Annotated in this window: 12 protein-coding genes; 5 read left to right on the forward strand and 7 right to left on the reverse strand. The window is 73.4% G+C overall.

Annotated elements, in window-relative coordinates:
* Positions 1–3 precede the first annotated feature (3 nt).
* From ACIRG9_RS08510 to ACIRG9_RS08520, 3 genes are all read right to left on the reverse strand, one after another.
* Positions 4–1,074, reverse strand: a complete 1,071-nt coding sequence (locus ACIRG9_RS08510; protein ID WP_402852208.1) for a DNA glycosylase AlkZ-like family protein — start codon at positions 1,072–1,074, stop codon at positions 4–6.
* Positions 1,071–2,345, reverse strand: a complete 1,275-nt coding sequence (locus ACIRG9_RS08515) for a M48 family metallopeptidase (RefSeq protein ID WP_402852211.1) — start codon at positions 2,343–2,345, stop codon at positions 1,071–1,073. The genes ACIRG9_RS08510 and ACIRG9_RS08515 overlap by 4 nt, the downstream gene beginning before the upstream one ends.
* A 236-nt stretch (positions 2,346–2,581) precedes the next feature.
* On the reverse strand, positions 2,582–3,928 hold the full coding sequence (locus ACIRG9_RS08520; protein WP_402852213.1) for a hypothetical protein: 1,347 nt from the start codon (positions 3,926–3,928) through the stop codon (positions 2,582–2,584).
* Positions 3,929–3,998: 70 nt separating this feature from the next.
* Here ACIRG9_RS08520 and ACIRG9_RS08525 point away from each other — a divergent pair, with 70 nt between their 5' ends.
* Both ACIRG9_RS08525 and npdG read left to right on the forward strand, forming a co-directional pair.
* A complete protein-coding gene (locus tag ACIRG9_RS08525; RefSeq protein WP_402852216.1) occupies positions 3,999–5,486 on the forward strand; it encodes an RNB domain-containing ribonuclease in 1,488 nt (495 codons plus the stop codon).
* Between the two features lie 37 nt (positions 5,487–5,523).
* A complete protein-coding gene (gene npdG / locus ACIRG9_RS08530) occupies positions 5,524–6,222 on the forward strand; it encodes an NADPH-dependent F420 reductase (protein ID WP_402852219.1) in 699 nt (232 codons plus the stop codon).
* A gap of 77 nt (positions 6,223–6,299) precedes the next feature.
* On the opposite strand, the gene panB is transcribed toward npdG, so the two are convergent.
* On the reverse strand, positions 6,300–7,145 hold the full coding sequence (gene panB / locus ACIRG9_RS08535) for a 3-methyl-2-oxobutanoate hydroxymethyltransferase (protein WP_402852221.1): 846 nt from the start codon (positions 7,143–7,145) through the stop codon (positions 6,300–6,302).
* A gap of 119 nt (positions 7,146–7,264) precedes the next feature.
* Positions 7,265–9,025: an NAD+ synthase gene (locus ACIRG9_RS08540; RefSeq protein ID WP_402852224.1), complete on the reverse strand. Its 1,761-nt coding sequence runs from the start codon at positions 9,023–9,025 to the stop codon at positions 7,265–7,267.
* A gap of 199 nt (positions 9,026–9,224) precedes the next feature.
* Between ACIRG9_RS08540 and glnA the strand changes: the two genes are divergently transcribed.
* The 3 genes from glnA to ACIRG9_RS08555 all read left to right on the forward strand — a co-directional run bounded on the left by glnA (position 9,225) and on the right by ACIRG9_RS08555 (position 11,855).
* Entirely contained in the window at positions 9,225–10,574 is a 1,350-nt protein-coding gene (gene glnA, locus ACIRG9_RS08545) for a type I glutamate--ammonia ligase (RefSeq protein ID WP_402852227.1), read from the forward strand.
* A gap of 31 nt (positions 10,575–10,605) precedes the next feature.
* Positions 10,606–11,298: a helix-turn-helix transcriptional regulator gene (locus ACIRG9_RS08550; protein WP_402852230.1), complete on the forward strand. Its 693-nt coding sequence runs from the start codon at positions 10,606–10,608 to the stop codon at positions 11,296–11,298.
* Between the two features lie 182 nt (positions 11,299–11,480).
* Positions 11,481–11,855: a VOC family protein gene (locus ACIRG9_RS08555; protein ID WP_402852233.1), complete on the forward strand. Its 375-nt coding sequence runs from the start codon at positions 11,481–11,483 to the stop codon at positions 11,853–11,855.
* 203 nt (positions 11,856–12,058) lie between these two features.
* Here the strand turns inward: ACIRG9_RS08555 and ACIRG9_RS08560 are convergent, their stop codons facing one another.
* Together ACIRG9_RS08560 and ACIRG9_RS08565 are read right to left on the reverse strand one after the other, a co-directional pair.
* A complete protein-coding gene (locus ACIRG9_RS08560) occupies positions 12,059–12,550 on the reverse strand; it encodes a hypothetical protein (RefSeq protein WP_402852235.1) in 492 nt (163 codons plus the stop codon).
* 145 nt (positions 12,551–12,695) lie between these two features.
* Positions 12,696–13,571 (reverse strand): LD-carboxypeptidase, encoded by an 876-nt coding sequence (locus tag ACIRG9_RS08565; protein WP_402853030.1) that lies wholly within the window; start codon positions 13,569–13,571, stop codon positions 12,696–12,698.
* Positions 13,572–13,577 lie beyond the last annotated feature (6 nt).

Raw genomic sequence — 13,577 nt, forward strand, 5'->3', positions numbered from 1 at the left:
CGGTCAGGACGACGGGTGGCGGACCTCCGGCAGGCCGAGCCAGGACGCCAGCGCCCCCAACTCCTCGTGTACGGCCGCCGCGACCTCGGCGGTGAACTGGATGTCCTCGTGGATCGCGTCCACGCGCAGGATCCCGGCCTTCCGGTCGGACGTCGCGTCGACCTTGCCGACGAGCCGATCGTGGTGCAGCACCGGCAGCGCGAAGTAGCCCCAGCGGCGCTGCGCCTTCGGCACGTACATCTCCAGGCGGTACTCGAAATCGAACAACTCCAGGGCGCGCCGGCGGTCGTGCAGCAGCCGGTCGAACGGGGACAGCAGCGCGGTCCGGCCGGCGAGCGGCGGGCCGTCCAGCGCGGCCGGATCGACCCGCCAGAGGCCGGACGTACCCTCGATCTCGGCCGGCTCGCCGGCCTGGCCGACCACGGTCGCGCGGGCGACGCCGAGCGACCGCAGCAGGCGCTCGTCGCGCGTCCTGGCGGCCTCCTCGGCGGGCAGGACCGGCGTGCCGGGCGGATAGACCCGTTCGGCGAGGTCCCAGGTCCGCTGCCGTCCGATGCGGCCGGAGATGGCGATCTCGCCGCGCGCGGCGAGGAACTCCAGCAGCTGCGTGACGTTGCGGTTGTTGGTCCAGCCGGTCGACGGCCACGGTACGACGCTGCGGTCCGGGACGTCGCGGCTCAGCAGCGGGCCGGAGTCGCGCAGCAGGTCCAGCACGTACCGGCGGAACGTGTCGTTGGCGGCCAGCCAGTCCCGGCGCCGGGCGTCCTCCGGCCAGGCCGCCATCTCGGCGAGGTGCAGCCCCAGGTCGGCCATCGGCCGCACCATCGCCCGGTGCTCGAACAGGGCACGGTCGACCTCCAGCGCCCGGGTCAGCTGGCTCGGCCGGTACGCGGCGCCGAGCCGGCTCCAGGCGACCAGATCGGCGTTGGGCGCCACGGCGGCGGTCGGGTCGATCTGGAGGAACGTCAGCCGGTCCACCACCGCCAGCAGGTCGGCGGGCCGCTCCGCGTCGAGGAGTTGGGCGCGGACGGCAACCCGGCGGGCGGTGGCGCGGTCGAGCCGGTGCGGGGTCATGCCGACCAGCTCACCATGCGTGCCGACCGGTCGTAGTGCCGGGCCAGCTCCGCGTCGATCCGTTTGGCGCGAGCCTCGCCGAGCACCAACCCGGGGTCCTGCCAGGGGCGGGAGGTGAGCATCCGGTGGCGTAGGCCCGCCGGCGGATGGGTGGCGAAGAGCGACGCGTCCTCCCGGATGGAGAGCTGGCGCAGCAGCGGCAGCCGCTCGGCGGCCCCGGCCAGCGAACGCCGCATTCCCGTCCGCCACTCGGCCGGACCGTGCCCGCCCTGGATGCCCCGGCGGACCACCAGCGCCACCGACTCGTGGCTGAGCAGCACGTCGAGCAGGCGGGTCGCGCCGGCCGTGCCGGCCACCCGGGCGGACATCTCGTCGGCCAGGTACTCGGCCCGCTGGCTGTCGCGCAGCGCGGTGCAGACCAGCACCAGGTGGCCGAGGAAGAGCAGGCGGGACACGAGCCACGACACGATCCGGCCCAGCCACTCGCCGATCAGCTCCAGCAGCCCGCCGCCGTGCGTGCCGTGCGTCGGGCGGAACAGGTCGGCCGCGTTGCCGAGCATCGTCAACGCCGGGTCGGTCACCAGCAGCCGCCGGACGTCGCCGTTGACGAAGTGGCCGAGTTCGTGGCCGAGCAACGCGACCCGCTCCTGCCCGTCCAGCGCGCCCCAGAGCGGCAGCCCGAGACAGAGCACCCGGCGTCGGCGCAGCCCCACCGCCGTCGCGTACGCGTTGATGTGGCTGTCGACGCCGATCACGTGCGGCACCGGCGCGCCGATGGCGGTCGCCACCTCCTCGACCAGGGCGTGCAGCTCGGGCGCCTCGTCCCGCGAGAGCACCTCCAGGTCGGGGTCGATCCGGCCGAACCGGGGCCGCAGCGCCACCGCCAGGCCGATCAGCGCCAGCCCGAAGAGGATCGCGAAGTTCGGGAACGGGTACGCGAACAGCAGCCACACCCCGAGCACCGCCAGCGCCAGCACCCCGGCCAGGAGCAGCAGCGACACGACGACGGTCAGCGTGCCGGCCAGTCCCAACCCGGCCGACTCCAGCGGGCGTTCGACGAGCGCCGCGAACTGCTGGCGGGTGAGGCGGGTGGCGAGCCGGTGGGTTCGCCGGTCGACCCACGACCAGCCGAACTCGGGTGCCTGGTGGGCGCGGTCGTAGCTGTCGAGATTCCATTCGCACCGGGTGCACCAGGGCATCGCCTCGCGGACCGACACCGTCGGCGTACCGCACTCCGGACAGGCCCCCGTACCGGCCGTTGTGGTGATCATGGGCGCCGATCCTGCCGGGTGTCGCGTGCCGGCGGTACCAGCCGTTCAGTGGAACGCCAGCCGAGGCGCGGCAGTCGTTCCGCAACGCTGCCGGCTCTTTCCGCCTTCCGGCGCCGACCGGCCCGGAGCACGTCTACTGTGGAAAAGTCGGTGCCTATTTGCGGCGTTCCGGTGGCGGTCGGGCGTTTCGCGTTGCACAGTGATCGCATGAGCGACGACGGAAGTGGTGGGCACTACTACTGGTGCACGCGACACCACCGGGTCGAGACCGATGCCGACGTGTGCCCTGCGAAGCACGTTCTCGGACCGTACGCCTCAGCCGCCGACGCGGAGAACGCCCTGCAGCAGGTGCGGGAGCGCAACGAAGCGTGGGATGCCGAGGACGCCCGTTGGGCCGGGGAGGGCAGGTAGACGGCGCGGGACGGCCCGCGTCGAGGTACTCGTGCTCCGCGACGGCGGCAGCACGTTCCCAAGGAGGGAACCGAGATGGCCGAAGCACAGCAGGCCACCAAGCGCCCGGCCGCCGCCGCCAGGACCCGGAAGCAGACCAGCGCGGCCGGCCGGACCACCGGCGCGGCCAGCACGACCACGGTCACGAAGGCGTCGCCGAACGCCTCGGGGGCCGGTGCCGGTCGGGTGCCGGCGAAGAAGGCGGTCGCGAAGAAGGCGGCCGCCAAGAAGGTCGTGTCGGCGGCGCGGAAGGCGATCGCGAAGACGGCCCCGGCCACGAAGACCGCCGCGAAGAAGGCGCCGGCGACGAAGACAGCCGCGAAGAAGGCGCCGGCCACCAAGACAGCCGCGAAGAAGGCCCCCGCCAGCAGGGCCGCCGCGCAGACGGCCGCCACCAAGGCCGCCGCCAGGAAGACGACGGCGAAGCGGGCCGCCGCCGGGACGGCCACGACGGCGGCGAAGAAGGCACCCGCGAAGCGGACCACGGCGGCGGCGAAGGAAGCTCCCGCGAAGCGGACCACGACGGCGGCGGCGAAGAAGACCGCGGCGGCGAAGAAGGCTCCCGCGAGGAAGACCACGGCCGCGGTGAAGAAGACCACGCCGGCGAAGCGGGCTCCGGCGAAGAAGACCACCGCCGGGGCGAAGAAGACCGGCCCGGCGGTGAAGAAGGCCGCCGCGAAGAAGACCACGGCGGCCAAGCGGGCTCCGGCGAAGAAGGCCACGGCGGCGACGAAGACCGCGGCGGCGACGAAGACCGCGGCGGCGAAGAAGGCTCCCGCGAAGAAGACCACCGCCGCGAAGGCCGCCGGGACCCGCCCGGCCGGGAGTGCCCGAAAGGCTCCGGCGAAGAAGGCTCCGGCGAAGAAGACGACCGGTACCTCCTCGACCACCGCGCGCAAGGCGGCGGCGGGCCGGAAGGCGACCTCCGCGGCGTCGTCGGTGAGCGGCATCGAGGCCAGGACGAGCACCTCGACCGGTACGCACAAGCGGCTCACCGCCGCGCGGAAGCCGGCCGGCACGAGGGTCGTCGCGGGCCGCTCGACGGCCAAGCCGGCGAGCACCCGCAGGACCACCGGCTGACCCCGGGTACGCCGCTGGTCGATGCCCCGCTGACACTCCAACTCGCCGCGCACACCGCCTTGCGGCGACCTGGAGCCGTCTACTGGTAGGCGGATGGTGCGCCGCACTGTCAGGATTGGCGCTGTGGTGATCCGACGCGTACTGGCGCCCCGCATCGACTTCGGCGCGCTGCGCCGCGAGCTGGGACTGCCCGAGAGCTTCCCGGCCGCGGCGCAGCACGAGGCCGAGGAGTCGGCCGCCGCACCGCTGCCGGCCGTCGCCGACCGGACCGACGTCCCCTTCGTCACCCTCGACCCGGCGGCCTCGCGCGACCTCGACCAGGCGATGCATCTCGCCCGCCGTCCCGGTGGCGGTTTCCGGGTCCGGTACGCGATCGCCGACGTCGCCACCCACGTACACCCCGGTGGGGCGCTGGAGGAGGAGACCTGGCGCCGGGGGCAGACCGTCTATCTGCCCGACGGCAACGTGCCGTTGCATCCGCACACCCTCAGCGAGGGGGCGGCCAGCCTGCTGCCCGACGCCGAGCGGGCGGCCGTGCTGTGGACCATCGACCTCGACGCCGACGGCGGGACGGTCGGCGTCGCAGTGGAACGCGCCCGGGTCCGCAGCCGGGCCAAGCTCGACTACGCCGGAGTGCAGGTCGCCGCCGACGCCGGCCGGCTGCCCGAGCCGATCGCCCTGCTGCCCGAGATCGGCGCCCTGCTCACCGCGCGGGGGTTGCGCCGGGGCGCGGTCAACCTGCCCCTGCCCGAGCAGGACGTCGAGCCGGACGGCGACGGCTGGCGGCTGGTGCTGCGCGGACCCGGGGCGATGGAGGAGCACAACGCGCAGATCTCCCTGCTGTCCGGGATGGCGGCGGCCGACATCATGCTCGCCGGCCGGATCGGGCTGCTGCGTACCATGCCCGCGCCGAAGCCGGAGGCGGTCGACCGGCTGCGGCTGGCCGCCGGGCCGCTCGGCGTGCACTGGCCGGCGGGGATGTCGGTCGGTGAGGTGCTGGCCGGGCTGGACGCCTCGCAGCCCCGGGCGGCGGCCTTCATCGACCAGGCGGCCGAGCTGATGCGCGGGGCCGCGTACACCGCCTTCGACGGGCAGTTGCCCGAGCAACCCGCGCACGGCGGGGTGGCTGCCGCGTACGCCCACGTCACGGCGCCGCTGCGCCGGCTGGCCGACCGGTACGCGACCGAGGTCTGCCTGGCCCTGCACGACGGCCGGGAGGTGCCCGACTGGGCCCGCGCCGCGTTGCCGAGGCTGCCGGAGGTGATGACGAGCACCGACCGGACGGCGTCGGCGGCGACCCGGGGCGCGGTCGAACTGGCCGAGGCGGTGCTGTTGGAGCACCGGGTGGGGGAGACGTTCGAGGCGGCCGTGCTGGACGTGGACACCCCCCGCCCGACCGCCGAGCTGCCCCGACAGCCCGGGGACAACACCGGCCCGGTTCGCCCGTCGGCCAACGGCAAGCCGCCCCGCCGCCCCGGCGGCACGATCGCTTTGGACCAGCCGCCGGTCCGCGCCCGCTGCCACGGCGAACTGCCCCTCGGCGAGCGCGTCCCGGTCCGCCTGGTCTCGGCCGACCCCACCCACCGCAAGGTCCTCTTCGAACGCGCCTGACGCCGGAGGCGCGGGGGTGGTTTGGGAGGATGGGGGCATGGGGTATGACGCGAGCGCACTGCCGGACGTATCGGGGCTGACTGTCGGGATCATCGGGGGCACCGGTGACCAGGGGCGGGGGCTCGCCTACCGGTTCGCCCGGGCCGGGCAGACCGTGCTGATCGGGTCCCGCTCCGCCGACCGGGCGGCGCAGGTCGCCGCGGAGATCGCCGCGCTGCCCGGCGTCGCGGCCGGCACGGCGGTGTCCGGCGCGGCGAACGACGAGGTGGCCCGCCGCAGCGACGTGGTGATCATCGCGGTGCCCTGGGACGGGCACGCCGCCACCGTCAGCGCCCTGGCCGAGCCGCTCGCCGGCAAGATCGTGGTCGACTGTGTCAACCCGCTGGGCTTCGACAAGCAGGGCCCCTATCCGCTGCCCGTCGCCGAGGGCAGCGCGGTGCAGCAGGCCGCCGGGCTGCTGCCCGATTCCCGGGTCTGCGCCGCGTTCAACCATGTCAGCGCGCCGCTGCTGGCCGACCCGGAGATCGACCGGATCGACCTGGACGTGCTGATCTGCACCGAGGACCGGGAACTGGTCGGGGTGGTCGCCGCGCTCGCCGCCCGGATCCCCGGCATGCGCGGCATCTACGCCGGCCGGCTGCGCAACGCCCACCAGATCGAGGCGTTCACCGCGAACCTGATTGCCATCAACAAGCGCTACAAGGCCCACGCCGGCATCCGCGTCACCGACCTCTGACCGGGCCCAGCCGCGATCCTGGCAGGAAACAGCCCATCCAGGGACCGGTTCCTACCAGGATCCGCGGCGGTCGCCGGTTAGAAGGTGTGCTCGGCAGTCGGGAACTCGCCGTCGCGTACCTCGTCGGCGAACCGGCGGGTGGCGTCGGTGAGAGCGCCGGCCAGGTCGGCGTAACGCTTGACGAAGCGGGGCATCCTGCCGGCGCGCAGCCCGGCCATGTCCTGCCAGACCAGCACCTGAGCGTCGGTCTCCCCACCGGCGCCGATGCCGACGGTGGGGATGCGCAGCTCGGCGGTGATCCGCTTGGCCACCTCACCCGGCACCATCTCCAGCACCACCGCGAAGGCGCCCGCCTCGGCCACCGCCCGCGCGTCGGCGAGCACCTCCTCGGCCGTGTCGCCCCGGCCCTGCACCCGGTAGCCGCCCAGGGTGTGCTCGCTCTGCGGAGTGAAACCGATGTGCGCCATCACCGGGATGCCGGCCCCGACGATCGCCTCGACCTGCGCGGCGCAGCGCCGGCCGCCCTCCAGCTTCACCGCGTGACAGCCGCCCTCCTTCATGAACCGCACCGCGGTCCGCAGCGCCTGCGTCGGCCCCTCCTCGTACGAGCCGAAGGGCAGGTCGCCGACGATCAGTGACTGCCGGGTCGCCCGCACCACCGCGCGGACCAGGGGCAGCAACTCCTCGGCGGTCACCGGCAGGGTGGTCTCGTAGCCGAAGACGTTGTTCGCCGCCGAGTCGCCGACCAGCAGCACCGGGATCCCCGCCTGGTCGAAGATCGAGGCGGTGTACTGGTCGTACGAGGTGAGCATCGCCCACCGCTCGCCGCGCTCCTTGGCGGCGATCAGGTCGCGGGTGCGTACCCGTCGGGTGGCCGGCCCGCCGTAGAGGGCGGTCACCTCGGTCGGGGTGGACTCCACCATGACTCTCTCCTTCCTCGAGGCCGCGTTCGCGGTCCCCGGGTTCCGTCGCGATCGTCGCACCGGACGACCGGCCGGCGGCAGAGCGGAGTGGAAGATGTCACTCGCGGTAGGGGGCGATGTCAGCCGTGGTCGCGCCAGCGGTTGGTGATCGGCAGGCGGCGGTCCCGCCCGAACGCCTTCATCGAGATCTTCGTGCCGGGGGCGGACTGCCGCCGCTTGTACTCGGCGGTATCCACCATCCGCAGCACCCGGTCCACGACGGCCGGGTCGTGGCCGGACGCGACCAGGCCCTCCCGGCCCAGGTCGCCGTCGACGTAGCCGATCAGGATCGGGTCGAGGACGTCGTAGTCGGGCAGGCTGTCGCTGTCGAGTTGCCCGGGGCTCAGCTCCGCCGACGGCGGCTTGCCGATCGAGTTCTCCGGGATCGGCGGGGTCTCGCCGCGGCGTTCGGCGTCGGCGTTGCGCCACCTGGCCAGCCGCCAGATCAGCGTCTTCCAGACGTCCTTGACCGGGTTGTAGCCGCCGACCGAGTCGCCGTAGAGGGTGGAGTAGCCGACGGCCAGCTCGCTCTTGTTGCCGGTGGTGAGGACCAGGTGGCTCTCCTGGTTCGACAGCGCCATCAGGAGCACGCCGCGGACCCGGGCCTGGAGGTTCTCCACGGCCACACCGGAGAGCGACATGTTGGCCAGGAAGGCGTCCACCATCGGCTGGATCGGCTGGATCCGGTAGTCCAGGCCGGTCCGCTTGGCCAGGTCCTCGGCGTCGGCCCGGGAATGCTCGGAGGAGTGCTGGCTGGGCATCGACACCCCGACCACCCGGTCCGGACCGAGCGCGTCCACCGAGATGGCCGCCGCCACCGCCGAGTCGATGCCGCCGGAGAGGCCGAGCACCACCGACGGGAACCGGTTCTTGTTGACGTAGTCGCGCAGGCCCAGCACCAGCGCCTGCCACAGCTCCGCCTCGTCGGCGACCGGCTCGACGATCCCGCCGACCGCGGCTGCCCCGCCCGGGGCCGGCGGCACGCCGCCGACCTCGGCCCGGACCACCCGCATCTCGTCGGCCAGTTCCTCGGCGCCGCCGGCCGGCTCCCGCGCCGCCGGCAGCTCGACGTCGTGCAGCAGCAGGTGCTCGACGAACTGCGGGGCCCGGGCCAGCAGGGTGCCGTCCGCGCCGACGATCATCGAGTCGCCGTCGTAGACCAGCTCGTCCTGGCCGCCGACCATGTTCACGTACGCGATGGTCGCGCCGGCCTCCGCGGCCCGGCGGCGGACCAGCGGCAGCCGGATGTCGTCCTTGTTCAGCTCGTACGGCGAACCGTTGATGTTGAGCACCAGCCCGACGCCGGCCTGCCGGGCCACCGCGAACGGGCCACCGGCCTGCCAGAGGTCCTCGCAGATGGTCAGCGCGACGTCCACCCCGCCGATCCGCACCACGTTCAGCGTGTTGCCGGAGACGAAGTAGCGGTCCTCGTCGAACACGCCGTAGTTGGGCAGGTGGTGCTTGAAGTATCGGGCCACCACCCCGCCGCGGTGCAGCAGCGCGGCGGCGTTGCGGGCGCCCCGGCCCGGCTCGGCGTCGGAGCTGACCTGCGGCGGGCCGTCCGCGTCCAGGTAGCCGACCAGGACGGGCAGCTCGCCGAGCCCGTCGGCGGCCAGGTCGGCGGCGAGCCGCTCCAGCGCGGCCTGCGACGCGGCGACGAAGGAGCGGCGGAAGACCAGATCCTCGACCGGGTACCCGGTCAGCATCAGCTCCGGAAAGAGGGCGAGCTGGGCGCCGGCCTCGGCGGCCCTGCGGGACCAGGAGCGGACCAGATCGGCGTTGCCGGCGAGGTCGCCGACGGTCGGGTCGACCTGGCACAGGGCGAGACGCAGGGTGGGCATGCCCCCAATCCTGCCCCAGCGGGCCGCTTCGAACCGGCCGGGCGGGGAGACCGTGCCCGGCGGCGTCCCCACGCGCGGGACACGGCGGGACGTACGCCAGGTGGTCGCGTAACGTCGGCGTAACCAGGCCGGTGGAGACTGGGCGGTCAGGCCGGACCGGCCTGACCGATGCCGGACGTACGTGTCGCGAGGTGTGGAAGTGGACCGTCAGCAGGAGTTCGTCCTCCGTACGCTGGAAGAGCGGGACATCCGGTTCGTCCGGCTGTGGTTCACCGACGTGCTCGGCACGCTGAAGAGCGTGTCGGTGGCCCCGGCGGAGCTGGAGGCGGCCTTCGACGAGGGCATCGGCTTCGACGGCTCGGCGATCGAGGGTTTCGCCCGGGTCTTCGAGTCCGACATGGTGGCCATGCCCGACCCCACCACCTTCCAGGTCTTCCCCTTCGAGGGCGGGGTGAGCGGGGAGAGCGCCCGGATGTTCTGCGACATCCTGCTCCCCGACGGCAGCCCGTCCTGGGCCGACCCGCGGCACGTGCTGCGCCGGGCGCTGTCCCGGGCGGCGGAGAAGGGCTTCACCTTCTACACCCATCCCGAGATCGAGTTCTTTCTGCTGGAGAACGGCGCTCAGGACGGCTCGGTGCCGATCCCGGTCGACACCGGCGGCTACTTCGAGCACACCACCCACGCGGTGGCCCGCGACTTCCGCCGGCAGGCCGTGCTCGCGCTGGAGCGGATCGGCATCTCGGTCGAGTTCAGCCACCACGAGGTGGCCCCCGGCCAGCAGGAGATCGACCTGCGCTACGCCGACGCGCTCACCACCGCCGACAACATCATGACCTTCCGGCACGTGGTCAAGGAGGTGGCGCTCTCCACCGGCGTGCAGGCCAGCTTCATGCCGAAGCCGTTCACCGACCAGCCGGGCAGTGGCATGCACACCCACCTGTCGCTGTTCGAGGGGGAGCGCAACGCGTTCCACGACGCCGGCGACCCGATGAAGCTGTCCAAGGTGGCCAGGTCGTTCATCGCCGGGCTGCTCACCCACGCCCGGGAGTACACGGCGGTCACCAACCAGTGGGTCAACTCGTACAAGCGGCTCTTCCCGCTGGCGTTGCCCGACCGGATCACCGAGAGCCCCGCGTACGTCTGCTGGGGTCACCTGAACCGGTCCGCGCTGGTCCGGGTTCCGGCGTACGGCAAGCCGAACTCGGCCCGGGTGGAGGTGCGTTCGCTGGACTCGGCGACGAACCCGTACCTGGCCTTCGCGGTCATGCTCGGCGCCGGCCTGAAGGGCATCGAGGAGGGGTACGAACTGCCCCCGGGTGCCGAGGACGACGTCTGGTCGCTGAGCAGCGCCGAGCGCCGCGCGATGGGGTACGAGGCGCTGCCGGAGAACCTGGCCGAGGCGATCGACGTGATGTCCGGCTCGGAACTGGTCGCCGAGATCCTCGGCGAGCACGTCTTCGACTTCTTCCTGCGCAACAAGCGGGCCGAGTGGGAGCAGTACCGCCGCGAGGTCACCCCGTACGAGCGGCAGCACTACCTGTCGCTCTGACCGTGTCGTACCCCGGGCATAGCTTCGCGGGGTGAACCGGACGGACCGTCTCTACGCACTGGTGGAGGAGTTGCGGGCGGTGTCGCCGCGCCCGCGCAGCGCCCGCTGGCTGGCCCAGCGCTTCGAGGTCAGCGCCCGGACCGTCGAGCGGGACATCGCCGCCCTCCAGGGTGCCGGGGTGCCGATCTGGGCCGAGATGGGGCGCACCGGCGGTTACGTGATCGACCGGGCGCTTACCCTGCCGCCGGTCAACCTGACTCCGGGCGAGGCGGTGGCGATGGCCCTCGCGCTGCGCGGCCTCCGCGGCACGCCATTCGCGGCCGCCGCCGGCGCGGCGCTGCGCAAGCTGGTCGCCGTGATGCCGGCCGCCGCCGTCGCCGAGGCGCACCGCCTCGCCGACCGGGTGCACCTGATCGGCGACGGGCCGGCCACGCCCGTCCCGGCCGCCGTCGCCGACGCGGTCGCCGCCGGGCGGGTGCTGCGCCTGACGTACGCGGACCGCGCCGGCACGGGCTCGACGCGCGACGTGGAGCCGCTCGGCTACCTGGGCAACGCCCGGCACTGGTATCTGTTGGCCTGGTGCCGGCTGCGGGACGGGCTGCGCTGCTTCCGCACCGACCGGATCCGTTCGGTCCACCCGCTGGCCGAGACGGTGACCAGGGAGTTGTGCCCCGCCGACCTCGACATCCCGCACGAGCGGGTGCGCCCGCTCAGTCTGGTCTGAAACCCGACAGCGCGATCGTCTCCAGATACGGGAGGCGGCACCCCGACCTGGTGCGGTGGCTGCACGGGATCGGGAATGTGGGCCAGGCCGCCGGGAAACACCGACAGGACGGTGTCGCGGAGGGCCCCGAGGCTGACTCCTGACGGCGTCGGCCGACCGGCCGGCGCGGAGAGGGAGACAGCATGTCCAGCACGCCCGTCAACTGGTTCGAGATCGGCTCCGACCGGCCGGAGGAGGCCGAGCGGTTCTACGCCGACCTGTTCGGCTGGATCTTCGAGGAGCAGGGTGCGCCGGGGGCGTCGTACCGGCAGACGGCGGCCGGCGGGGAGGCGGGGGTCGGTGGCGCGATCCGGGCCACCGGCGGCGACTCGCCGAACTACGCGATCTTCTACGCGGAGGTGGCGGACGTGGCGGAGGCCTGCCGGCGGGCCGAGGCGGCCGGAGGCAAGATCCTGGTGCCGCTGCGGGCCGCGCCGACCGGCCTGACCTACGCGCACCTGCTCGACCCGTCCGGGAACCGCCTGGGCGTCTTCACCCCGGCACCCACCACGGCGTGACTTCCGAGGCCGGGTGCCCGTTGCGGGGCCCGGTACGCGTTCGGGTGCGGTTGTTGCCGCCGTGACGACAACAACCGCACCCGAATCCGTGGTTCCGCGACGCCCGGCGCTACCGGGCGTGTGAGGCAGGAGTGGCCCCGCCGTTCAGGGGTGCCGGCCAGGAGGGAGATGCGGCCGGTGAGGGGACGGCGGGGCCACCCGGATCACTTGCCGTTCCGGTCCCACCCGCCGTGGTGGGCGCGGGCACCCGGGCCCGGGAAGACGCCGGCCTCGACGGCCTTCAGCACCGCGTCGGCCTGCTCCTGGGTCAGCTTGCCGTCCTTGACGGCCTGGTCCAGCCGCTCCTTGAGCTGCGCCTGCCGGTCGGCCTGGCGCTCCTTCATCTTCTCCTGGCGGTCCTTGTTCGCCGGCCGCTCCGGCCGGTCGCCCTTGTGCTGCTCCTTGAGCTTCTCCAGCGCGGCGGTGACCTTGTCGGTCGGCACGCCCAGCTCCTTGGCGAGCTCCTCGGCGAACTTGTTCTGCCGGTCGGCCTGCTTCTGCTGGCGGTCGGTCCCCTGGTCCGTGCTCGCGCTCGCGCTGGGGGCCGGGCTCTTGTTGTCGGCGAGTGCCACCGTGGGGGCAGCGATCCCCACGCCGAGCACCCCGGCGGCGGCCAGGCCGACCAGCATGTTCTTCCTCGACATCTTGCGGATCATGCGGTTCTCCAGTTCCGGTGGTGTGCGTTGACGTGACCGACAGTGACGGGCTGAACTGGAGGCAACCCGTGGCGGACCTGTCAACGCGCTGAAAATCCGGGTCCAAGATACGGACAAACCAGGTGCGGTGGCCACACCCCAGCCGTCAGCGGACGGCGGGGGAGACGGTCAGGGTGCCGGCGTCCGCGTCCAGGACGGCCGGGGTGCCGACCGGGACGGTGAGCTGGCCGACGCCGTGACCGACCGGCAGACCGCCGAGGACCGGCACCCTGAGGTCGCCCAGGCGCTCGGTCAGCACGTCGGCGACGGTGGTGTCCCAGCCGTCCGCACAGTCCGTGAACTGGCCCACCGCCACCCCGGCGACCCCGGCCAGCGCGCCGCAGCGGCGCAGCTGGGTGAGCATCCGGTCGATCTTGTACGGCGGCTCCTGCACCTCCTCGACGAGCAGCACCGCCCCGGTCAGGTCCGGCATGTCCGGGGTGCCGATCGAGGCCGTGATCAGGCAGAGGTTGCCGCCGAGCAGCCGGCCCGCCGCCCGGCCGGGCACCCGTACCGGAAATGTCTCCTCCGCCTCGACGGCGGCGACCGTGACCGGTTCGGTGGTCATCAGCGCGGCGTGCAGGGACTCCGCCGAGCGGGGCGGGGTGCGGTCGTCCAGCCACGCCGCCCCCGGACCGTGCACGGCGGCCAGCCGGGCGCCCCGCCAGAGCGCGAACTGCAGCGCGGTGATGTCGGAGAAGCCGGCCACCACCTTCGGATCCCGGCGGACCACGTCCATGTCGACCAGGTCCACCACCCGCTGCGCGCCGTAGCCGCCCCGGGTGCAGATCACCCCGCGTACCTCCGGGTCGGCGAAGGCGGTGTTCAGGTCGGCGGCCCGCAGCTCGTCGCCGCCGGCCAGGTAGCCCTGGCGGGCGTACCCGTTCGGGGCCAGCACCGGGCGCAGCCCCCAGCCGGTCAGCAGCTCGATGCCGCGGGCCACCCGCTCGGGCCGGGTCGGGCCGGAGGGCGACACCAGCATCACCGT

This window comes from Micromonospora sp. NPDC093277 (assembly GCF_044765245.1).
Lineage (GTDB): Bacteria > Actinomycetota > Actinomycetes > Mycobacteriales > Micromonosporaceae > Micromonospora.